The following is a 22,127-nucleotide window of genomic DNA, read 5'->3' on the forward strand; positions in this document are numbered from 1 at the left end:
CATTCATTGAATTATGGCCCGGCGCCGCCGTGATCCGCCGGGGCGGCACAATGAGGTCCATGGTCAGCGCATCCGCCGGTTCGACCGGTCCCGGCACGGTCAGCCCGTCCCGCGAGGACTTCCGCGTCCTCGCCGAGAGCCGCCGCGTGATCCCGGTCGTGCGCCGGGTCCTCGCCGACGGCGAGACGCCGATCGGGGTGTACCGCAAGCTCGCCGCCGACCGGCCCGGCACGTTCCTGTTCGAGTCCGCGGAAAACGGGGCCTCCTGGACCCGCTGGTCGTTCATCGGCGTCCGCAGCCCGGCTGCGCTCACCGTCCGCGACGGCGAAGCGGTCTGGACCGGCACCCCGCCGGTCGGCCTGCCGTCCGAAGGCAACCCGCTGAACGTCCTGCGCGAGACCATCGAAGCCCTGCACACCGAGCCGCTGCCCGGCCTGCCCCCGCTGACCGGCGGCATGGTCGGCTACATCGGCTACGACGCCGTGCGCTGGCTGGAAAAGCTGCCGGAGCTGGCCGAACGCGACCTCGACATCCCCGAGCTGACCATGCTCCTGGCCACCGACCTGGCCGCGTTCGACCACCACGAGGGCACCGTCACGCTCATCGCGAACGCCGTCAACTGGGACGACTCGCCCGAGCGCGTGGACGCGGCCTACGACGACGCCGTCGCCCGGCTGAGCGCGATGACCGAGCAGCTGCAGGTGGCCGCGCCCGCCACCGTCGCCGCGTTCGACCGGCCGGTGCCGGAATTCACCCGGAAGCGCTCGAAGGCGGACTTCCACGCGGCGGTGGAGAAGGCCGTCGAGGCGATCAAAGCCGGCGAAGCGTTCCAGATCGTGCCGTCGCAACGGTTCGAGATCCCCACCACCGCCGACGCGATCGACATCTACCGCGTGCTCCGGACGTCCAACCCGAGCCCGTACATGTACCTGCTGCGGCTGGACGGCTTCGACATCGTCGGCTCCAGCCCCGAATCGCTGGTCACCGTGCGGGACGGCCGCGCGACCACGCACCCGATCGCGGGCACCCGCTGGCGCGGCGCCGACCCCGAAGAGGACGCGCAGCTGGCGAAAGACCTCTTGGCCGACGAGAAGGAGCGCGCCGAGCACCTGATGCTCGTCGACCTCGGCCGCAACGACCTCGGCAAGGTCTGCAAGCCCGGCACCGTGCGCGTCGTCGACTTCTTCCAGATCGAGCGCTACAGCCACGTCATGCACATCGTGTCCACCGTCACCGGCGAGCTGGCCGAGGGCAAGACGGCCTTCGACGCGGTCACCGCGTGCTTCCCGGCCGGGACGCTGTCCGGCGCGCCGAAGGTCCGCGCGATGGAGCTGATCGAGGAGCTCGAACCGGTCCGCCGCGCGCTGTACGGCGGCGTCGTCGGCTACCTCGACTTCGCCGGCGACGCCGACACGGCCATCGCGATCCGCACCGCGCTGGTCAAGGACGGCATCGCGCACGTCCAGGCCGGCGGCGGGGTGGTCGCCGACTCGGTGCCGGACTACGAGGACACCGAATCGCTGAACAAAGCCAGGACCGTGCTCTCGGCGGTGGCCGCCGCGCAGACGATGGTGGCGGCGGGCGCCCTCGACCCGGCCGCGGACGCCGCCCATGTCTGACACGCCGGACGCGCCGCGGCGGCCGGGCGCCGCCTCCCCGGCTGCCGACGCGGCCGCTTCGGCGGCGACGGCGTCGAGGCGTCCACTGTGGATGATCGTGGTCGCGCTCCTGCTGGGCGCGCTCGCGCTGTGGGGTGCGTCACGGCTGACGTGGTTCGCCGAGTTCCGCGACGGCGGCGTCCGCGGCACGATCCTGTACCGCGAGACCGGCGAGCAGCGGGCGACCGCGCTGGTCCCGCTGGCCCTGCTCGCGCTGGCCGGCGTGGCCGGGGTGGTGGCCACCGGCGGCTGGGCGCGGCGCGTGCTCGGCGGCGTGCTGGCGCTGGCCGGGGCCGCGGCGATCTGGACCGGCGTCGCCGGCGTCCGGTTCGGCGGCTACGCGGACGGCCTGCCGGTGACCCAGATGCTGCTGGGCCGCGGCCTGGCCGTGCTCGGGGGAATTCTCGTCGCCGCCGGCGGGTTGGTCGCCGTCAAGGGCGCCGGCCGGGCCGCGCGCCTCGGCACGAAGTACGCGGCCCCGGCCACCCGGAAAAAGGTCCGTGACCCCGACGTCGAGCTGTGGGAAGCCCTGTCCGAAGGGGTAGATCCCACGGACGTCCGGGGCAGGCATTCGGAGTAACGCGCACACCCGGAACCGGGCGTCTCGGATGCGGGGGTTAGCATCGTTTCGGCGGGAAGGGGAAGGTTTTTGTGAGCGACCTTGCGAGTGAATCCGTGAGCACGCGCCCTGGTGGGGGCGCCCGGTGAGCGTGCTCGAAGACATCGTCGCCGGCGTGCGGGAAGATCTCGCCGTGCGGGAATCCGCGCTGCCGTTCGACGAGCTGAAGATCCGCGCGGCCGCCGCCCCGGCGCCGCGCGACGTGATGGCCGCCCTGCGCGAGTCCGGCATCGGCGTGATCGCCGAAGTCAAGCGGCGCAGCCCTTCGAAGGGCGACCTGGCCGACATCCCCGACCCGGCCGCGCTGGCGAAGGACTACGAAGCCGGCGGGGCGCGCGTGATCAGCGTGCTCACCGAGCAGCGCCGCTTCGGCGGTTCGCTGGCCGACCTGGACGCGGTCCGCGCGGCGGTGGACATCCCCATCCTGCGCAAGGACTTCGTCGTCAGCCCCTACCAGGTGCACGAGGCCCGCCTGCACGGCGCCGACATGGTGCTGCTGATCGTCGCCGCGCTGGAGCAGAACGCGCTCGTCTCGCTGCTCGACCGCGTCGAATCGCTCGGCATGACCGCGCTGGTGGAGATCCACAACGCCGAGGAGGCCGACCGGGCCCTCGAGGCGGGCGCCAAGGTCATCGGCGTCAACGCGCGCAACTTGCACACCCTCGAGGTGGACCGGGACGTCTTCTCGCGGCTGGCCCCCGGCCTGCCGATGGACGTCTACAAGGTCGCCGAGTCCGGTGTCCGCGGCCCGGGCGACCTGATGTCCTACGCCGGCCACGGCGCCGACGCGGTGCTGGTCGGCGAGGGGCTCGTCGCCTCCGGCGACCCGAAGGGCGCCCTGGTCAAGCTGGTCACCGCCGGTTCCCACCCCGCCTGCCCGAGGCCGTCCCGGTGACCCAGGAGCACGACAAGCACGACCCGGACGAGCGCGGCTACTACGGCCCGTACGGGGGCCGGTTCATGCCGGAGGCGCTGATCGGCGTCGTCGACGAGGTCGCCACCGAGTACGACAAGGCCCGGCACGACCCGGAGTTCTTGAACGAGTTCAACCGCTTGCTTCGCGATTACGCGGGCCGCCCGTCGCTGCTCACCGAGGCCAAGCGCTTCGGCGAGCACGCCGGCGGCGCGCGGGTGTTCCTCAAGCGCGAGGACCTGAACCACACCGGCTCTCACAAGATCAACAACGTGCTGGGTCAGGCGCTGCTCACCAAGCGGATGGGCAAGAAGCGCGTCATCGCCGAGACCGGCGCGGGCCAGCACGGCGTCGCGACGGCCACCGCGTGCGCGCTGCTCGACCTTGATTGCGTCGTCTACATGGGCGAGGTCGACACCGAGCGCCAGGCGCTGAACGTGGCCCGCATGCGGCTGCTCGGCGCCGAGGTGATCCCGGTCAAGACCGGGTCGCGGACGCTGAAGGACGCGATCAACGAGGCGCTGCGCGACTGGGTCACCAACGCCGACACCACGCACTACCTCTTCGGCACGGCCGCCGGGCCGGCGCCGTTCCCGACGATGGTGCGCAACTTCCACCACGTCATCGGCACCGAGGCCCGCGAGCAGATCCTCGAGCAGGCCGGGCGCCTGCCCGACGTCGTCGCGGCCTGCGTCGGCGGCGGGTCGAACGCGATCGGCATCTTCTCCGGCTTCTACGACGACCCGTCCGTGCGGCTGGTCGGCCTGGAGCCGGGCGGCGAGGGCATCGAGGGCAACCGCCACGGCGCCACCCTGACCAAGGGCACCCCGGGCAACCTGCACGGCGCGATGACGTACCTGCTGCAGGACGACGACGGCCAGACGGTCGAGTCGCACTCGATCTCGGCCGGGCTCGACTACCCGGGCGTCGGCCCGGAGCACGCGTGGCTCAAGGACACCGGCCGCGCCGAGTACCGCCCGATCACCGACGCCCAGGCGATGGACGCGTTCAAGCTGCTGTCCCGCACCGAAGGCATCATCCCGGCGATCGAGTCGGCGCACGCGCTGGCCGGCGCGCTGGACCTGGGCCGCGAACTGGGTCCTGAAGGATTGATCGTGGTGAATTTGTCTGGCCGCGGCGACAAGGACATGGACACGGCGGCCAAGTGGTTCGGACTGGTGAACGGATGAGCGGGCTCGACGACCTCTTCGCCGCGACGCGCGCCGAGGGGCGCGCCGCGCTGATCGGCTACCTCCCGGCGGGCTTCCCCACGGTCGAGGGCTCGAAGGACCTGATCGCGGCCTGCGTCGACGGCGGCGCGGACCTGATCGAGGTCGGCGTCCCGTATTCGGACCCGGTGATGGACGGCCCGACCATCCAGGCCGCCTCGGTGACCGCGCTGGACAACGGGTTCCGCCTCAAGCACGTGTTCGAGGTCGTCGAGTCGATCTCGGCCCGCGGCGGCCGTGCGGTCGTGATGACGTACTGGAACCCGGTGAACCGCTACGGCGTGGACCGCTTCGCGCGTGACCTCGCCTCGGCGGGCGGGCTCGGCCTGATCACGCCGGACCTGATCCCGGACGAGGCCGGCGCGTGGATCGCGGCATCGGAGACCCACGGCCTGGACCGCACCTTCCTGGTGGCGCCTTCGTCGTCGGAAGAGCGGCTCGCGTTGACGGCGGCGGCGTCGTCGGGCTTCATCTACGCGACCGCGGTGATGGGCGTGACGGGCGCGCGCGACCAGGTCGGAGCCGGAGCGGAGGAGCTGGTGCGCCGCACGCGAGTGCACACTTCGCTTCCGATCGGCGTGGGCCTGGGTGTCCGGTCGGGCGACCAGGCGGCCGAGGTGGCGTCCTTCGCGGACGCGGTGATCGTGGGCTCGGCCCTGGTCACGGCGGCGGCCGAAGGCTCGTCGGGCGTTCGTGCCCTGTCGGCCGAGCTGGCCGAGGGCGTGCGCCGGGCGGTCGCCACCGCTTGACCCGGAGTGCGCTCCAGGTGCGAGGCTGGGCCGGTGACGTCCTACACCCCGGCCCAGGTGACCGAAAAGACCGGTTTCACGATCGACACGCTGCGGTACTACGAGCGCATCGGCTTGCTCCACGAGGTGGGCCGCACCGCCGGCGGGCGGCGGTTCTTCACCGAGCAGGACGTGGAGTTCCTCCAGCTGCTGCGGTGCCTGCGCTACACGGGCATGCCGGTGGCGGAGATGCTGCGGTTCGTCTCGCTGCTGCGCTCGGACGAGGCCACGCGCGAGGAGCGGGTCGACGTGCTGCGCGACCACGAGGCTCGGGTGGCTTCGCAGATCGCCCGGTTGCAGGAGCACCAGGACCACATCCGGTTCAAGATCCGGCTGTACAGCGGCGCTTCGGAGATGGTTCCGGCGGGCTGAAGGTCCGCTGTCACACCCGCGTGACGCCCATCGCCCGATCAGAACTGTCGGTGGCGGTCTGCATACTCCCCGTGTGATGATCCACAACGAGGGGATCGAGCGGACCTGCCACACTGGACCAGACCGGGGGCGATCGGCGCGAACGGAGGTGAAGCGCGATGGCAGCACCAACGGAGCCGGGGGCTGAGTTCAGCATCCCACTGCGCCCCGAAGGCTGGACGGTCGACGAGGTTCTGGCCCTGCCCGAGGAGCAGACCTCGCTGCAGCGGCTCGAACTCGTGGATGGGGTGCTGCTGATGGGCCCCGCTCCGACTTCGGTGCACCAGCGGCTCTTGCAGAAACTGCAGTTCGCCTTTGCCTCCGCGTTGCCGGACGGCACCGAGTTGCTGCCTGGCGTGAACATCCGCGTCGGAACGCAACGGTTGCTGATCCCCGACCTGGTGATCCTCGATTGCCCCGGGATCGACACCGTGGCCTACACGGCGAGCGATGTCCTGCTGGCCGCGGAGATCGCCTCGCCGTCGACCAGAATCCAGGACCGGGTCCTCAAGCGGGCGATCTACGCCGAAGCCCTGATCCCGTACTACCTCCTGGTCGAACCGGGCGAGCCCAGCACAGCGACCCTCTTCGAACTCCAAGACGGCGAGTACGAACCCATCGCCAAGAACGACAAAACGGATCTCGAGCTCACCAGGCCCTTCGCCGCCACAATCCGCCTCGCCTGACCGGCTTTTGTACGAAAGCTGTACGCCGCCGCGGGAGAGTCCGCGCCATGGACATCGCACACCTTCCGCGGCGCACCTTCCTCCGCGGTGCCGCCGGGCTCGCCGTCGCCGGTGCCGCCGGACTGGTCCTCCCGAACGCCGCCCGGGCCGCCACCGCGCCGCGGATCTACAGCTGCGCCGAGTGGGGTGCCCGGCCGCCCGCGGATGCGCTCACCACCCTCGACCACCCGGCCGACCGGATCCTCATCCACCACATCGCCAGCGCCAACAGCACCGACTACTCCCTCGCCCACGCCTTCCAGGTCGCGCGCGACGACCAGCACGACCACATCGACAACAACGGCTGGTCCGACACCGGCCAGCACTTCACCGTCAGCCGCGGCGGCTACCGGCTCGAAGGCCGCCACGGCAGCCTCGACGCCCTGCGCGGCCGCACCACGATGATCCAGGGCGCGCACTGCCCGGGGCAGAACACCAACGCCATCGGCATCGAAAACGAAGGCCTCTACACCAGCGTCGAGCCGCCCGAGACGCAGTTCGCCTCGCTCGTCGTCTTCTGCGCCTACATCTGCCGCCAGTACGGCATCCCGGTCGAAGAGATCAAGGGTCACCGCGACTTCTACAACACCGAATGCCCCGGCGACCGCCTGTACGCGAAGCTGCCGCAGCTGCGCACGGAGGTCGCCAGGGCACTGGCGGGGTGAGCGGCTACCCGAGCGTCTCCAACGTCCGCACGGCATCCGTGGCCGCGGCCTGGTCCGCCGGGTCCGGCTCGGCCGCCGCGGCCGGGTGGCGCGAGGCCGCCGGGTGCGTGCAGCCCAGCTGCTGCAACGATCCCTGCAGCCGGTCGGTCAGGAACTTCAGCAGGCCGACGCCGTCATCGGGGGACGGTGCCGCCCGCAGCAGCCGGCGGTCCGACGTCAGCCGGTCGAGCCCGGCCGTCCGCAACGAGCGGCAGTACGCCCGGGTGCTCGCCGAACGCCGGTCGAGCGGGGGCTGATCGACCCCGGCGCGGTACAGGTTCGCCTTGGCCGGGCTGGGTTTCCCGGCCACCAGCGTCATCGGGTCGCCCGGCGGCACCAGCGCCACCGGAGCCCGCTGGCCGGCCGCGGCCTGCAGCTCGTTGAGGGCGAGTGACGTCGTGGGCCGGCCGCCGTCGGTCACGTCCGGGGCGGTGAACGGCGTGCAGCCCAGCGCCGGGTCCACGAACGCGTCGAGCAGCCGGTTGTCGCTGCCGTTCGCGAGCGTGGCGGGCTTGCGGAGCGTGCGCGAGTTCGCCGCCGTGGCCTGGGCCGTCCGGCCGTCGCGCGTCACCAGGTACGTCGTCGTCACGTTGTCGCTCTGGTCCTGGTCCACCAGCGAGAAGTCGCGCACCGACGGGCACGGCCGGCCGTCCTTCGCCCGGCCCAGCGGCGGGATCCGCAGCTTGCCGGCCTGGACGGCGTTGTTCGCCGCGTCGAAGAACGCTTGCGCGCCGCAGAAGGCGACCTGGCCGAACAGCGAACCGCCGAGGCCGTTGACGCACCGGCCCGCCTTCAGCGCGGCCTGGCTGCCGCCGAGGGTCAGCGTGTCGCCGTTGAACCCGAACCACAGGCCGACGACCGCGCCGCGCGGCAGCGCCGGGACGACCGGTGAGGCGGCAGGCGCGGCGCCCGCGTCGACGACGAGCGGGTGGTACACCGACAGCTTCCCGGTGGCGGGGTCGAGGATCGTCGCCTCGGCGAACGCGCCCTGCGCGTCCACCGATTCGTGGCACGCGCCTTGCCGCGGGTCGGTCGCGGCCAGCTGGTACGGCGTGGCCAGGCCACGCGCCGACAATGGATCTTCGGGCACCCGGATGGTGCAGGAGGAATTGGGGGTCGCGGGCGGCGGTGCCGGGGTGCGCGGTGCGGCCACCGCGATTCCGACCGCGCCCAGCGACGCCGCGGCCACCGCGACGGTCACCTTGAGCTTCCAAGGCCGTTGCCGGTGGCGGGGACGTGCTTCTGGCATGGACTGTGCCTTCTTTCGGCCTCCTCACCTCACCCGGCGCAGGACGCTAGCACAGATAACAGCCCGATCACAGGGCGATTTACGAGCAGGATTCCGGCATTCACGGCGAATGGTGCCCGCAAAAAGATCAATGGAGGTACCGCATCACGGCGCACAGCTCGTCCGGCGGCAGGGCGCCGAGCCGGTCGAGCTCGCCGCGGCGGACGTCCACCAGCGTCGTCGCCAGCTCGGGGCCGAACGCCGTCGTCAACGCCGGGTCCGCTTCGAACGCCGCCACCGCTTCGGCCAGCGACGTCGGCAGCCGCTCAACCGCACCCCCGAGCGTTCCGGGGTCGACGTCGACCGGCTCCGGCAGGCTCTCCCGGGCCTCGACCCCGGCCAGGCCCGCGAAGATCAGCGCCGCCACCACCAGGTAGGGGTTCGCGGTCAGGTCGAAGCACTTGACCTCGAAGTTCGCCGCCCGCTCGCGCTGCCCGGCCGGACCCCGGACCAGCCGCAGCGGCGCCTCGCGGTTTTCCAGGCCCCACACCCGGAACACCCCGGCCCAGTGGTGCGGCTCGAGCCGCAGGTAGCTGACCACCGAGGGCGCGCCGATCGCCAGCAGCGCCGGCAGCCGCGAGAAGATGCCGGCGCCGAACGCCTCCGCCGTCTCCGTGAGCCCGAACCGCCGATCGCCGCCGGCGCACAGGTTGCGGTCGCCGTCCCACAGGCTCAGGTGGACGTGACCGCCGTTGCCGACGCCGTCCGGCGCGAACTTCGGCGTGAACGACGCCCGCAGCCCGTACTGCTCGCTGACCGTCCGGATCGTCTCCCGCGTCAGCACCGCCACGTCCGCCGCGCGCACCGGGTCACCGGCCGCCACCGACACCTCGAACTGCCCCGCCGCGTACTCCGGGTGGATCTGCTCCACCGCGACCCCCTGGGCGGTCAACGTGGACACCAGCTTGCGCAGGTAGCCCGCCTGCGAGGAAAGCCGCGCGTAGCCGTAGGCGGGGCCCGCGGTGGCCGAGCGCGGGTCGTCCGGCGCGTCGGCCGCCGTGATCACCCACTCGATCTCGAACGCCGTCCGCGCGTTGTAGCCCAGCTCCGCGAGCCGGGCCGTCGCGGCCGCGGCCAGCGCCCGCGCGTCCTGCGGGTGCGGCGCGCCTTCCTGGTCGTACCGCCACGCCGGCGCCCACGCCCAGCCCGGCTGCGCGGCCAGCGGCACGAGCGCGTCGAGGTCCGGGTGCAGCCGCAGGTCGCCGACCGGGCCGCGCGAATGCGTGCCGTCCACGATGTCGTCGGTGGCCAGGAAGAAGTCGAACGAGTTCGACGCGCCGACGCCCCACGCCGCCGCCGACCACAGCCGGTCCACCGGCACGGCTTTCACCCGCGCGATGCCGCTGTTGTCCACGAAGGTCAGCGCGACGAGCTCCACGCCGGCAGCGCGCAGGCCGTCGGCCCGCAGTGCGCCTTGTTGTGCGAGTTCCGCCCGATCGAGCTGGCTCATCCTGCCCCCGTCGCTGTTCACTGGGTCTGCTCACCTGAGAAAGAGGTGAAGATCGTGTCAGACACCGTCGAAACCCGTCCAGGGCTGCGCCGCTCCCTCTCCGTCTGGCAGGCCGTCGGCTTGTCCGTGGCGTTGATGGCCCCGAGCATGGCCGCCAACATCAATCCCCAGCAGACCGCCGCGGCCGCCGGCCGCGCCGTGCCGCTCGCCTTCCTGCTCTCGGCGGTCGGCGTCCTGCTGGTCGCGTACGGCTTCGTCAAGCTCTGCCGGTACTACCAGCACGCCGGCTCGGTGTACGCCTTCGTCGGCGCCACCCTCGGCCCGCGCGCGGGTGTCGTCTCGGGTATCGGGCTCCTCGGGACGTACACGTTCTACGCCGTCGTCACGAGCTCGGCCGCGGGCACGCTGGGCACGGCTTTCCTGACGCAGGTGGGCATCTGGCCGGATCCGCCGTCCTGGGGCCCGTTCGTGCTGACGGCCGTCGCGCTGATCGGCGCGTGGCTGTTGTCCGTGCTGCCCGCCCGCCGCGGCACGAGCACCCTGCTCGCCGTCGAAGGCGCGACGATCGCGGTGATCCTGCTGGTCACGGTGGTGATCCTGGTGCGGTTGCTCGCGGGCGGCGCACCCGGCGGCGCGCGGTTCACGATGGCCGTCTTCGTCCCGGAAACCGGGCTGTCCGGCGTGTTCCTCGGCGCGGTCTTCGGCTTCCTGTCCTTCGCCGGGTTCGAAGCCGCCGCGACGCTCGGGGAGGAAACCCACGACCCGAAGCGCAACATCCCGCGCGCGATCCTCGGCACGGCGATCTTCGGCGGCCTCTACTTCGTGGTGGTGACGGCCGTGGAGATGATGGCGTTCGGCGGCGACGCGGGCGCGTTCCACGACTCGCCGTCCCTGCTCGGCGACCTCGGCAGCCGGTACGCGGGCGCGTGGGTCGGCGACGTCATCAGCGTGGGCGCCGCGATCAGCGCGTTCGGCTGCTGCCTCGCCTGCGTCGTCGGCGGCTCGCGGCTGCTCTACGCCCTCGGCCGCGACGCGGTGGGCGGCCGCGGCATCGGCCGGACGTCTTCGCGCGGCACGCCGGTGGCCGCGGTCAGCGCGGTGGCGGGCGCCGCCGTCCTGATCATCCTGGTGTGCGCGGTCTTCTTCGGCGCGACGGCGTCGGACACCTTCGCGTGGAGCGGCTCGATCGGGACTTTGATCCTGCTGGTGATCTACCTGCTGACGACGATCGGCGCGATCCTGCTGCTGTTCGTGAAGCGGCGGATGCGCGTGCCGGGGTGGCACCTCGTCTTCCCGATCGGCGCGCTCGCCGTGCTCGGCTACACCGTGTACGTCAACGTGGTGCCGTACCCCACCGAGGGCCCGGCGCGCTGGTTCCCGGTGGTGGCCGCGGCCGTGCTCGGGCTCGCGGTGATCTTGGTGCTGGCGGCGCCTGCCTACGCTCGTAGGGTGGGGGAGAGGCTGACGAGTGTGGACGGAGGCACATGAGAAGTCTGCTCCCGTTCGTCGCGGACCTGCCGCTGGTGGACCACCACTGCCACGGCGTCGTCACCCGGGACGTCACCCGCGCGGGTTTCGAGGCGATGCTGACGGAGGCCGACGCGCCGTCGCCGCTGGGCACCAGCCTGTTCGACTCGCTCATCGGGCTGGCCGTGCGCGAACGCTGCGCGCCCGTGCTGGACCTGCCGAAGCACACCCCCGCCGAGGCCTACCTCGAGCGCCGCGCCGAACTCGGTGCGGCCGAGGTGGCCCGGCGGTTCCTGCGGGCCACCGGCACGACCGATTTCCTCGTGGACGGCGGGTTCCTACCGGACGCGCTGACCACGACCGCGGAGTTCGCCGGGCTCGCGGGCACGCGCGCGCACGACGTCGTCCGGCTGGAACAGGTGGCGGAGGCGGTGATCCGGGGGACGACGGCCCGCGGGTTCGCCGCGGCCTTCGCCGACGAGCTGGCGAAACGCGCCGAGACCGCCGTCGGGCTCAAGTCGATCGCGGCCTACCGCGCCGGTCTCGCCCTGGCGGGGGAGCGGCCGTCGCCCTCGGAGGTCGAGGCCGCCGCCGGGCGGTGGCTCGCCGCGGGCGGCACCCGGCTGGCCGACGAGGTGCTGCACCGGCACCTCGTGTTCACCGGCCTCGACCTCGGCCTGCCGGTGCAGTTCCACGTCGGCTACGGCGACGCCGACGCCGACCTGCACCGCGGCGACCCGCTGCTGCTCACCGGGCTGCTGCGGGCCACGCGCGGCAGCGGCGTGCCCATCCTGCTGCTGCACAACTACCCGTTCCACCGCCACGCCGCGTATCTGGCGCAGGTTTTCGAGCACGTGTTCGTCGACGCCGGGCTCATCACGCACAACGCGGGGTTCCGGGCCCCGGCCGTGCTGGCCGAGCTCCTGGAGATCGCGCCGTTCGGGAAGGTGCTCTTCTCCACCGACGCCTTCGGCCTGGCCGAGCTGTACCACCTGGGCACGGCCCTGTTCCGGCAGGGCTTGTCGGACTTCGTCCGCTCGGCGCTCGACGCGGACGCGATGTCCGAAAAGGACGCCGTCCGGCTGTGTGCTTTGGTGGGGCACGAGAACGCGAACAGGATCTACCGCTTGGAGCACGTGTGAGTGATCTGTGGACCCGGTGGACGCAGGCGATCGCCGACGAACTGCCCGCCGCCGTCGAGCTCCGGCACGCCGTGCACGCCGACCCCCGGGGTTCCGGCGACGAGGAGGACACCGCCCGGCTGGTGAGCGCCGCGCTCGACGCGGGCGACGGCACCCGTGTCGCCAAGACCGGGCGCGCCGTCCTGCTGCCCGGCACGTCGGACGGCCCCGCCGTGGCCCTGCGGGCCGAGCTCGACGCCCTGCCGGTGCTGGAGGGCACCGGCGTGCCGTGGGCGTCGGGGAACGAGCTCATGCACGCGTGCGGCCACGACGTCCACCTGGCCGCGCTGGTCGCCGTCTTCCGGGCCGCCCGGCGCGTCGGGGTGCCGCGGCCGCTCCTGGCGCTGCTGCAGCCGCGGGAGGAGACGTCCCCGCCCGGCGCGCTCGACGTCGTCGAGTCCGGCGTGCTGGCCGAGCACCGGGTGGACACGGTGATCGGCGCGCACGTCCAGCCGCGGATCGCGCACGGCGTCGTCTCGGCGACGCCGGGCCCGGTGAACGCCTCCACCGACGAGTTCGAGGTGACCATGCACGGCCAGGGCGGCCACGCCGGCTACCCGCACCTGCTGCGCGACCCGATCCTGGCCCTGTCCCAGCTGGTCGTCAGCCTGCAGCAGCTCGCGTCCCGCCGGATCGACCCGGTGTTCGGCGCGGTCTGCTCGATCGGCCGCATCCAGGGCGGCGCGGCGGCCAACGTCGTCCCGAACAGCGCGAGCGCGTTCGGCTCCCTGCGCCTGATGCGCACGAAGGACCGCGAGCGCGCCCTGGAGACGCTCGCGGACATCGTGCACGGCACCGCGCGGGCGCACGGCTGCACCGCCGAGCTGGAGATCAGCCCGTGCGAGCCGGTCCTGGACAACGACGCGGCGCTGGCCGCGGGCGCCCAGCGGTGGCTGCGGCACGCGGGCTTCGTCGTCGACGAACAGTTCCGGTCCTTCGGCGCCGACGACTTCGCCCACTACTGCGGCGGCGCGACCCGCGGGCTCATGCTGTTCGTCGGCCTCGGCGACACGGCGGGCGTGCCGAGCCTGCACGACGAGCGGTTCCTCCCGCGTGACCAAGCCGTCACCCAGGTCGCGCACGCGCTGGTAGCGGGGTACCTGGCCGCCTTGGATGCTCCGGTGCCTTAGCGCTACGGTGGCCGCGTGATGAGCGCCTACCTCGCGACGATCCCCAGCCCCGACCGTGGTGTCTGGCACCTGGGACCGATCCCGCTCCGCGCGTACGCCCTGTGCATCATCGCCGGCATCATCGTGGCGATCTGGTGGGGCGAGCGGCGCTGGGAGGCCCGCGGCGGCACCAAGGGCACGGTGATCGACATCGCGGTGTTCGCGGTGCCGTTCGGCCTGGTCGGCGGCCGGTTGTACCACGTGCTCACCGACCCCGAGCTGTACTTCACCGAGGGCCGCAACCCGTGGAACGCGTTCGCGATCTGGGACGGCGGCCTCGGCATCTGGGGCGCGATCGCCCTCGGCGCGGTGGGCGCGCTCATCGCCTGCCGCCGCAAGGGCATCCCGCTGCCGGCGATGGCCGACGCGGTCGCCCCCGGCATCGTCGTCGCGCAGGCGATCGGCCGCATCGGCAACTACTTCAACCAGGAGCTCTACGGCGCGCACACGGACCTGCCGTGGGGCCTGGAGGTCTACCAGCGCTTCAACCCGGAGGACCCGGACAACCTGCTCAACGGCGTCGCGACGGGCCACATCCCGCTGCCGGAGAGCCCGGTCCACCCGACGTTCCTGTACGAGCTGATCTGGAACCTGCTGGTCGCGCTGCTGGTGGTCTGGGCGGACCGCAAGTTCAAGCTCGGCCACGGGCGGGCGTTCGCGCTGTACGTGGCGGGGTACACGGTGGGCCGCGGCTGGATCGAGATGATGCGCACCGACACGGCGAACCACATCCTCGGGCTGCGGGTGAACGTGTGGACGTCGATCTTGCTGTTCCTCGCTGCGGTGGCGTACTTCGTGCTCGCCGGTAGGCGGGGGCCGCGGGAGGCGCCGGAGACGTTGGTGAGCAAGGACGCCGTGGGGCCGGACGAGGTTCCGGTGGCCGCGGGGCAGATCCCGGCTGCGGCCGAGGAGGCTTCGGCGGGGGAGGCTTCGGTGGCGTCGCCGGCCGATTCCGCGGTCGCCGACGAGCCCGCGAAGGTCCCCGACGAGCCGGAGCACGCGAAGGTGGCGGCCGATGCCCCGGCTTCCGCGGAGAAGCCGGCGTCCTCGGAGGCGCCGGCCGAGGCGCCCAAGAAGACCGACGAGAGCTGATCGCTCAACCTCTCGAAGGCCCGGCCGCGGCGATGCAGTGAATGACTCATTCCTGGCGTCCGACGCCAGGAATGAGTCATTCACTGCGTTGGACCAGCCTCCGGTGGCCGGAGCGGGCCCGGGCGGGCCCGGGCGGGCCCGGGCGGGCCCGGGCGGGCTCGGGTCGGACATCGAGCGGGGCCGGGTCAGAGGTCGGGCAGGCCCAGCTCGAGGTTCGGCGCCTGCAACCCGCCGTCGACCTCGAGGATCTTGCCCGTGATGTACCCGCCGGCCCGCGACGCCAGGAACACCACCGTCGCCGCGATGTCCTCGGCTTCGCCGATCTTCCGCAGCGGCGTGGCCGACTCCATCTTCTCCTTCAGCTCCGGGTTGCCGACCACGATCTCCAGCGCCGACGTCGCCACCGAGCCCACCGAGATCGCGTTGACGCGGACGCGAGGGGCCAGGTCCGCCGCCGCCAGGCGCGTGTAGTGCGCCAGGGCCGCCTTCGCCGTTCCGTACGCCGCGAAGCCGCGGCCGCTCACCCGGCCCATCACCGACGAGATGTTGACCACCGAGCCGCCCGTCTCGACCAGCGAAGGCGCCGCCGCCACCGTCAGCGCGTGGGCCGTGGCCACGTTGAAGCGGAACGCCTCCTCCATGAAGTCCACCGTCGACTCCAGCAGCGGGCGCGGGTACGTGCCGCCGACGTTGTTGACCACCAGGTCGAGCCGGCCGAACTCCGACACCGCCGTCGCGGCCAGCGCGGCCGCCGCTTCGGGGGAGGAGAGGTCCACCGGCACCGGGACCGCCCGGCGGCCCGCGTCGGAAACGCGCGCGGCGACTTCCTTGAGCTGGGCCTCGGTGCGGGAGGCGATCACCACGTCGGCGCCCGCTTCGGCGAGGGCCACCGCGGTGGCCGCGCCGATTCCGCGTCCGGCGCCGGTGACCACCGCGACCTGGTCGGTGAGCTTGAACCGATCGAGGATCATGCGGCGAAATGTAACACGTTCTAGTGAGCGGGGACACAGTGCGGCGATCACGCCACAGTGGTTTTGAGCCGGGTTGGCGGGCCGTATACTTAGCGGAACGAACTACCGGGAACCCATCAGGAACTATGTCGTTCCGCGCAGCCAGATCGTTACCGTCCGACGTCGTCCGAGGCGCTCTGAAGTGCTGCTGCGGTGTTTCCCAGGTGTTAAAGTCGCGCTAACAAGCGGGCCATCGTCGTCCCGTGCGCTCCCCGGCCGGTAGTCCGGCCCCGCACGACAAGACGACGAAGGAGGTCCCGTTGATCTTCTCCGCCATGCCCGGCAAGCAGGGTCTGTACGACCCGGAGACCGAGCAGGACTCCTGCGGTGTGGCCATGGTGGCCGACATCCGCGGGCGCCGCTCCCACGGCATCGTCACCGACGGCCTGGCCGCGCTGATGAACCTCGACCACCGCGGCGCCGCGGGCGCCGAGCCCACCAGCGGCGACGGCGCCGGCATCCTGCTGCAGCTGCCCGACGTGCTGCTGCGGGCCGAAGCCGGCTTCGCGCTGCCCACACCGGACGAGCACGGGCACCACACCTACGCCGCCGGCATCGCGTTCCTGCCGCAGGACGCCGAGCAGCGGCGCAAGGCCGTCGGGCTCGCCGAACGCATCGCCGTCGAGGAGGGCCTGGAGGTCCTCGGCTGGCGGGAGGTCCCCGTCGACGCCGATCGCGCCGACATCGGCCCGACCGCCCGCTCGGTGATGCCGCACTTCGCCATGCTTTTCGTCACCGGCGACGGAAAATCCGGTGTGGAGCTGGACAGGCTCGCCTTCTGCCTGCGCAAGCGCGTCGAAAACGAGAGCGCGAACGCCGGCTGCGGCACCTACTTCCCGTCGCTGTCCTCGCGGACGATCGTCTACAAGGGCATGGTGACACCGGAGCAGCTGCCGGCGTTCTTCGCCGACCTGCGCGACGAGCGGCTGGAAAGCGCCATCGCGCTGGTGCACTCCCGCTTCTCCACCAACACCTTCCCGTCGTGGCCGCTGGCCCACCCGTTCCGGTTCGTGGCCCACAACGGCGAGATCAACACCATCCGCGGCAACCGCAACCGCATGCGGGCCCGCGAGGCGCTGCTGGAATCCGACGTCATCTCCGGCGACCTTTCGCGGCTGTTCCCGATCTGCTCGCCGGACGCGTCGGACTCGGCGTCCTTCGACGAGGTCCTCGAGCTGCTGCACCTGGGCGGCCGGTCGCTCCCGCACGCGGTGCTGATGATGATCCCGGAGGCGTGGGAGAACCACGCCACCATGAAGCCCGAGCGCCGCGCTTTCTACCAGTTCCACGCCAGCCTGATGGAACCGTGGGACGGCCCGGCCTGCGTCACCTTCACCGACGGCAGCCTGGTCGGCGCGGTGCTGGACCGCAACGGCCTGCGCCCGGCGCGCTGGTGGCGCACGGCCGACGACCGCGTCGTGCTCGCCAGCGAGGCCGGCGTCCTGGACGTCGCCCCGAAGGACGTCGTGGCCAAGGGCAGGCTCAAGCCCGGCAAGATGTTCCTGGTCGACACCGAGGCCGGCCGGATCGTGGACGACGAAGAGGTCAAGTCCGCGCTGGCCGCCGAGCTGCCCTACGACTCGTGGCTGCACGCGGGCCTGCTCAAGCTCGCCGAGCTGCCCGACCGCGACCACGTCGTGCAGAGCCACGACTCCGTGCTGCGGCGCCAGCTTTCCTTCGGCTACACCGAAGAAGAGCTCAAGATCCTGCTCGCGCCGATGGCCGAGAAGGGTGCCGAGCCGATCGGCTCGATGGGCACCGACACCCCGCCCGCGGTGCTTTCGAAGCGATCCCGGCTGCTCTACGACTACTTCAAGCAGAACTTCGCCCAGGTGACCAACCCGCCGCTGGACGCGATCCGCGAAGAGCTCGTCACCTGCATGGCGCGGATCATGGGCCCGGAGCGCAACCTGCTGGCCCCCGGCCCGGCGTCCTGCCGGCACCTGAAGCTGCCGTACCCGGTCATCGACAACGACGAGCTCGCCAAGCTCATCCACATCAACGACGACGGCGACCTCCCCGGCTTCGCCTGCAGTGTCCTTTCCGGACTGTACGAAGTGGACGGCGGTGCCGAGGCACTGGCGTCGGCGATCGAGCGGGTCCGGCGGGAGGCCTCCGAGGCCATCGCGGCCGGCGCGCGCACGCTCGTGCTGTCCGACCGCGACTCCGACCACCGGATGGCGCCGATCCCGTCGCTGCTGCTGGTCGCCGCCGTGCACCACCACCTGGTCCGCACCAAGGAACGCCTGCGCGTCGCGCTGGTCGTCGAATCCGGTGACGCGCGCGAGGTGCACCACATCGCGCTGCTGCTCGGCTACGGCGCCGCCGCGGTCAACCCTTACCTGGCCTTCGAGACCATCGAAGACATGATCGGGCAGGGCGCGGTCACCGGCATCGAGCCCGCCAAGGCGATCCGCAACTACGTGCAGGCGCTGGTCAAGGGCGTCCTGAAGATCATGTCCAAGATGGGCATCTCCACGGTCGGTGCGTACACCGCCGCCCAGGTCTTCGAATCCCTCGGCCTGAGCCAGAACCTGCTCGACGAGTACTTCACCGGGACGTCGTCGAAGCTCGGCGGCGTCGGCCTCGAGGTGCTCGCCGAAGAGGTCGCGACGCGCCACCGCCGCGCGTACCCGGAAAACCCGACCGACCGCGTCCACCGTGGACTCGACACGGGCGGCGAGTACGCCTACCGCCGCGAGGGCGAGCTGCACCTGTTCACGCCGGAGACGGTGTTCCTGCTGCAGCACGCGTCCAAGACCGGCCGCGACGAGGTCTACCGCAAGTACACCGAAGAGGTGCATCGCCTCTACCGCGAGGGCGGCACGCTGCGCGGGCTGTTCGCGTTCAAGGACGGCGTTCGCGAGCCGGTGCCGCTCGACGAGGTCGAGCCCGCCGAGGCGATCTTCAAGCGCTTCAACACGGGCGCGATGTCGTACGGCTCGATCTCGGCCGAGGCGCACGAAACCCTGGCCATCGCGATGAACCGGATCGGCGGCCGGTCCAACACCGGTGAGGGCGGCGAAGACCCCGAGCGGCTCTACGACCCCGAGCGCCGCAGTGCGATCAAGCAGGTCGCTTCGGGCCGCTTCGGCGTCACGAGCGAGTACCTGGTCAACGCCGACGACATCCAGATCAAGATGGCGCAGGGCGCGAAGCCCGGCGAGGGCGGCCAGCTGCCGCCGAACAAGGTGTACCCGTGGATCGCGCGCACCCGGCACTCCACGCCGGGCGTCGGCCTCATTTCGCCGCCGCCGCACCACGACATCTACTCCATCGAGGACCTGGCCCAGCTGATCCACGACCTCAAGAACGCCAACGAGCACGCCCGCATCCACGTGAAGCTGGTGTCCTCGCTCGGCGTCGGCACGGTCGCGGCGGGCGTGTCCAAGGCGCACGCGGACGTCGTGCTCATCTCCGGTCACGACGGCGGCACCGGCGCGTCCCCGATGAACTCGCTCAAGCACGCCGGCACGCCGTGGGAGATCGGCCTCGCCGAGACCCAGCAGACGTTGCTGCTCAACGGCTTGCGCGACCGGATCACCGTCCAGGTGGACGGCGCCATGAAGACCGGGCGCGACGTCGTCATCGCGGCGCTGCTCGGCGCCGAGGAGTACGGCTTCGCGACGGCCCCGCTCGTCGTCGCCGGCTGCATCATGATGCGCGTCTGCCACCTCGACACCTGCCCGGTCGGCGTCGCCACGCAGAGCCCCGAGCTGCGCAAGCGCTACACCGGCCAGGTCGAGCACGTCGTCAACTTCTTCAAGTTCGTCGCCGAAGAAGTCCGCGAAACCCTGGCGGCGCTGGGCTTCCGCACGCTCGACGAGGCCATCGGGCACGCCGAGCTGCTGAACACCGACGAGGCGGTCGAGCACTGGAAGGCGTCCGGTCTGGACCTGGCGCCGATCTTCGAGATGCCCTCGGAGACCCCGTACGGCGGCGCCAAGCGGCGCACCCGCGGCCAGGACCACGGGCTCGAGCACGCCCTGGACCGCACGCTGATCCAGCTCGCCGAGGCGGCCCTGGAAGACGCGCACCAGGTGAACATCGAGCTGCCGGTGCGCAACGTCAACCGGACCGTCGGCACGCTGCTCGGCTCGGAGATCACCCGCCGCTACGGCGGGGACGGCCTGCCCGAGGGCACGATCCACGTCACGCTCACCGGGTCGGCGGGCCAGTCGCTCGGCGCGTTCCTGCCGCGCGGCATCACCCTCGACATGGTCGGCGACGCGAACGACTACGTCGGCAAGGGCCTCTCCGGCGGCCGGATCGTCGTCCGCCCCGACCCGGAGGCGTCCTTCGCCGCCGAGGCGCAGACGATCGCGGGCAACACGATCGCCTACGGCGCCACCGGCGGCGAAATCTTCCTGCGCGGCCAGGTCGGCGAACGCTTCTGCGTCCGCAACTCCGGTGCCACGGTCGTCGCCGAGGGTGTCGGCGACCACGCCTTCGAGTACATGACCGGCGGCCGTGCGGTGGTGCTCGGCCCGACCGGGCGCAACCTCGCGGCCGGCATGTCCGGCGGCATCGCCTTCGTCCTCGACGTCGACGCGAAGAAGGTCAACCAGGACATGGTGGACCTGCTGCGGCCGACCGCCGACGACCTGGCGTGGCTGAAGAAAACCGTGCAACAGCACTACGATCTCACCCGCTCCGCGGTGGCGGCCTCGCTGCTCGGCGACTGGCCGCGCCGGTCGGTGGCGTTCACGAAGGTGATGCCGCGCGACTACCAGCGGGTCCTGGATGCGGCGAAGGCGGCCCGCGCCGCCGGCCGCGACGTCGACGAGGCGATCATGGAGGCCGCTCGTGGCTGACCCGACCGGTTTCCTGAAGTACGACCGCGAAGAGCCGAAGAAGAAGTCTTACGAGGAACGGCTTTCTTCGTGGGGCGAGGTCTACGCGGACGTTCCTTCCGCCGAGCGCAACGACCAGGTGCGCAAGCAGGCGTCGCGGTGCATGGACTGCGGCATCCCGTTCTGCCACTCCGGCGGCTCGGGCTGCCCGCTGGGCAATCTCATCCCGGAGTGGAACGACCTGGTCCGCCGCGGCGACTGGGCCGCGGCGAGCGACCGGTTGCACGCGACCAACAACTTCCCCGAGTTCACCGGGAAGCTGTGCCCGGCGCCGTGCGAAGCGGGCTGCGTGCTGTCGATCTCCCCGCTCTCCGGCGGCCCGGTGGCGATCAAGCGCGTCGAGCAGACGATCGCCGACCAGTCCTGGGAAGCGGGCTACGTCCAGCCGCAGGTGTCCGAAGTGTCCAGTGGCCGCCGGGTCGCGGTCGTCGGCTCCGGCCCGGCCGGGCTCGCCGCCGCCCAGCAGCTGACCCGCGCCGGGCACGAGGTCACGGTGTTCGAGCGCGACGACCGCCTCGGCGGGCTGCTGCGCTACGGCATCCCCGAGTTCAAGATGGAGAAGAAGGTCCTCGACCGCCGCCTGGCGCAGCTGCGCAAGGAAGGCACCCGGTTCGTGACGGGCTGCGAGGTCGGCGTCGACCTGTCGGTGGAGGACCTGCGCGCGCAGTACGACGCGGTGGTGCTCGCGGTCGGCGCGCTGCGCGGCCGCGACGACACGACGACGCCGGGGCGCGAGCTGGCGGGCATCCACCTGGCGATGGAGCACCTGGTCCCGGCCAACAAGTACGTCGAGGGCGACGGCCCCCCGGCGATCGACGCGCGTGGCAAGCACGTGGTGATCATCGGCGGCGGCGACACCGGCGCGGACTCCTACGGAACGGCGACCCGCCAGGGCGCGCTGTCGGTGACGCAGCTCGACCAGTACCCGATGCCGCCGTCCGCCCGCGACGACGAGCGGTCGCCGTGGCCGACCTGGCCGTACATCCTGCGCACGTACGCGGCGCACGAGGAGGCGGGTGAGCGGAAGTTCGCGGTGGCGGTCAAGCGGTTCGTGGGTTCCGCCGACGGACGCGTGACGGGGGTGGAGCTGCAGCAGGTCCGCGTCCAGAAGGACCCGGCCACCGGACGCCGCGAGGTGATCCCGGTGAACGACGAGATCGAGACGCTCCCGGCGGACCTGGTGTTGCTGGCGATCGGCTTCGAGGGCGTCGAGGAAATGCCGCTGCTGGGCGGCCTCGGCCTGTCGTTGACCCGCCGCGGAACCCTGTCCTGCGGCGCGGACTGGCAGACGGAGAGCCCGGGCGTGTTCGTCTGTGGCGACGCTCACCGTGGGGCATCCCTGGTGGTGTGGGCGATCGCGGAGGGCCGCTCGGTGGCCAACGCGGTGGACACGTACTTGACGGGCGCGTCGGACCTCCCGGCTCCGGTCCACCCGACGGCGTTGCCGCTCGCGGTCGTCTGATCGTTTCGTCTCGGAGGCCCCCTCGCCACTGGTGAGGGGGCCTTCGCCGTTGAGCCGTAACAACGGGTGCTCCCGCAGCGACCTGGGAGAGCCAGCGAACGGTGACGG

Annotated in this window: 17 protein-coding genes; 14 read left to right on the top strand and 3 right to left on the bottom strand. The window is 71.9% G+C overall.

Annotated elements, in window-relative coordinates:
- The first annotated feature begins 59 nt into the window (after positions 1-59).
- From ISP_RS12180 to ISP_RS12215, 8 genes are all read left to right on the top strand, one after another.
- A complete protein-coding gene (locus ISP_RS12180) occupies positions 60-1,619 on the top strand; it encodes an anthranilate synthase component I (protein WP_013224165.1) in 1,560 nt (519 codons plus the stop codon).
- Between the two features lie 91 nt (positions 1,620-1,710).
- Positions 1,711-2,238 carry a Trp biosynthesis-associated membrane protein gene (locus ISP_RS12185; protein WP_013224166.1) on the top strand — a complete coding sequence of 176 codons (528 nt, stop codon included), beginning with the start codon at positions 1,711-1,713 and terminating at the stop codon, positions 2,236-2,238.
- A 124-nt stretch (positions 2,239-2,362) separates the two neighbouring features.
- Positions 2,363-3,172, top strand: coding sequence for an indole-3-glycerol phosphate synthase TrpC (gene trpC, locus ISP_RS12190; RefSeq protein ID WP_013224167.1), 810 nt, complete (start codon positions 2,363-2,365; stop codon positions 3,170-3,172).
- Positions 3,151-4,380 (top strand): tryptophan synthase subunit beta, encoded by a 1,230-nt coding sequence (gene trpB / locus ISP_RS12195; RefSeq protein ID WP_034284348.1) that lies wholly within the window; start codon positions 3,151-3,153, stop codon positions 4,378-4,380. The genes trpC and trpB overlap by 22 nt, the downstream gene beginning before the upstream one ends.
- The gene (gene trpA, locus ISP_RS12200; protein WP_013224169.1) at positions 4,377-5,168 is read left to right on the top strand and encodes a tryptophan synthase subunit alpha; all 792 of its coding nucleotides are present in this window, start codon (positions 4,377-4,379) and stop codon (positions 5,166-5,168) included. The genes trpB and trpA overlap by 4 nt, the downstream gene beginning before the upstream one ends.
- Before the next feature lie 33 nt (positions 5,169-5,201).
- Entirely contained in the window at positions 5,202-5,579 is a 378-nt protein-coding gene (locus tag ISP_RS12205; protein ID WP_013224170.1) for a MerR family transcriptional regulator, read from the top strand.
- A gap of 158 nt (positions 5,580-5,737) precedes the next feature.
- Positions 5,738-6,304 (top strand): Uma2 family endonuclease, encoded by a 567-nt coding sequence (locus ISP_RS12210; RefSeq protein WP_013224171.1) that lies wholly within the window; start codon positions 5,738-5,740, stop codon positions 6,302-6,304.
- A 47-nt stretch (positions 6,305-6,351) separates the two neighbouring features.
- Complete coding sequence (locus tag ISP_RS12215) at positions 6,352-7,008, top strand: peptidoglycan recognition protein family protein (RefSeq protein ID WP_013224172.1); 657 nt, start codon at positions 6,352-6,354, stop codon at positions 7,006-7,008.
- Positions 7,009-7,012: 4 nt separating this feature from the next.
- Here ISP_RS12215 and ISP_RS12220 read toward each other — a convergent pair whose 3' ends face one another.
- A complete protein-coding gene (locus ISP_RS12220; RefSeq protein ID WP_230468767.1) occupies positions 7,013-8,296 on the bottom strand; it encodes a hypothetical protein in 1,284 nt (427 codons plus the stop codon).
- A gap of 127 nt (positions 8,297-8,423) precedes the next feature.
- Positions 8,424-9,785 carry a type I glutamate--ammonia ligase gene (locus tag ISP_RS12225; RefSeq protein ID WP_034284314.1) on the bottom strand — a complete coding sequence of 454 codons (1,362 nt, stop codon included), beginning with the start codon at positions 9,783-9,785 and terminating at the stop codon, positions 8,424-8,426.
- Positions 9,786-9,839: 54 nt separating this feature from the next.
- Here ISP_RS12225 and ISP_RS12230 point away from each other — a divergent pair, with 54 nt between their 5' ends.
- The 4 genes from ISP_RS12230 to lgt are packed head-to-tail and all read left to right on the top strand — an operon-like array spanning position 9,840 to position 14,694.
- Positions 9,840-11,273, top strand: a complete 1,434-nt coding sequence (locus ISP_RS12230; protein WP_230468768.1) for an APC family permease — start codon at positions 9,840-9,842, stop codon at positions 11,271-11,273.
- The gene (locus ISP_RS12235) at positions 11,270-12,394 is read left to right on the top strand and encodes an amidohydrolase family protein (protein ID WP_013224176.1); all 1,125 of its coding nucleotides are present in this window, start codon (positions 11,270-11,272) and stop codon (positions 12,392-12,394) included. The genes ISP_RS12230 and ISP_RS12235 overlap by 4 nt, the downstream gene beginning before the upstream one ends.
- Positions 12,391-13,563 carry a M20 metallopeptidase family protein gene (locus ISP_RS12240; protein WP_013224177.1) on the top strand — a complete coding sequence of 391 codons (1,173 nt, stop codon included), beginning with the start codon at positions 12,391-12,393 and terminating at the stop codon, positions 13,561-13,563. The genes ISP_RS12235 and ISP_RS12240 overlap by 4 nt, the downstream gene beginning before the upstream one ends.
- An 18-nt stretch (positions 13,564-13,581) precedes the next feature.
- Complete coding sequence (lgt, locus tag ISP_RS12245) at positions 13,582-14,694, top strand: prolipoprotein diacylglyceryl transferase (RefSeq protein WP_014466801.1); 1,113 nt, start codon at positions 13,582-13,584, stop codon at positions 14,692-14,694.
- 185 nt (positions 14,695-14,879) lie between these two features.
- Here lgt and ISP_RS12250 read toward each other — a convergent pair whose 3' ends face one another.
- Complete coding sequence (locus ISP_RS12250; protein WP_013224179.1) at positions 14,880-15,665, bottom strand: SDR family oxidoreductase; 786 nt, start codon at positions 15,663-15,665, stop codon at positions 14,880-14,882.
- Positions 15,666-15,964: 299 nt separating this feature from the next.
- Here ISP_RS12250 and gltB point away from each other — a divergent pair, with 299 nt between their 5' ends.
- Together gltB and ISP_RS12260 are read left to right on the top strand one after the other, a co-directional pair.
- Positions 15,965-20,518: a glutamate synthase large subunit gene (gene gltB, locus ISP_RS12255; RefSeq protein ID WP_013224180.1), complete on the top strand. Its 4,554-nt coding sequence runs from the start codon at positions 15,965-15,967 to the stop codon at positions 20,516-20,518.
- Entirely contained in the window at positions 20,511-22,019 is a 1,509-nt protein-coding gene (locus ISP_RS12260; protein ID WP_013224181.1) for a glutamate synthase subunit beta, read from the top strand. The genes gltB and ISP_RS12260 overlap by 8 nt, the downstream gene beginning before the upstream one ends.
- Positions 22,020-22,127 lie beyond the last annotated feature (108 nt).

The organism is Amycolatopsis mediterranei, from assembly GCF_026017845.1.
In the GTDB taxonomy this organism is placed as follows: Bacteria; Actinomycetota; Actinomycetes; order Mycobacteriales; family Pseudonocardiaceae; genus Amycolatopsis; species Amycolatopsis mediterranei.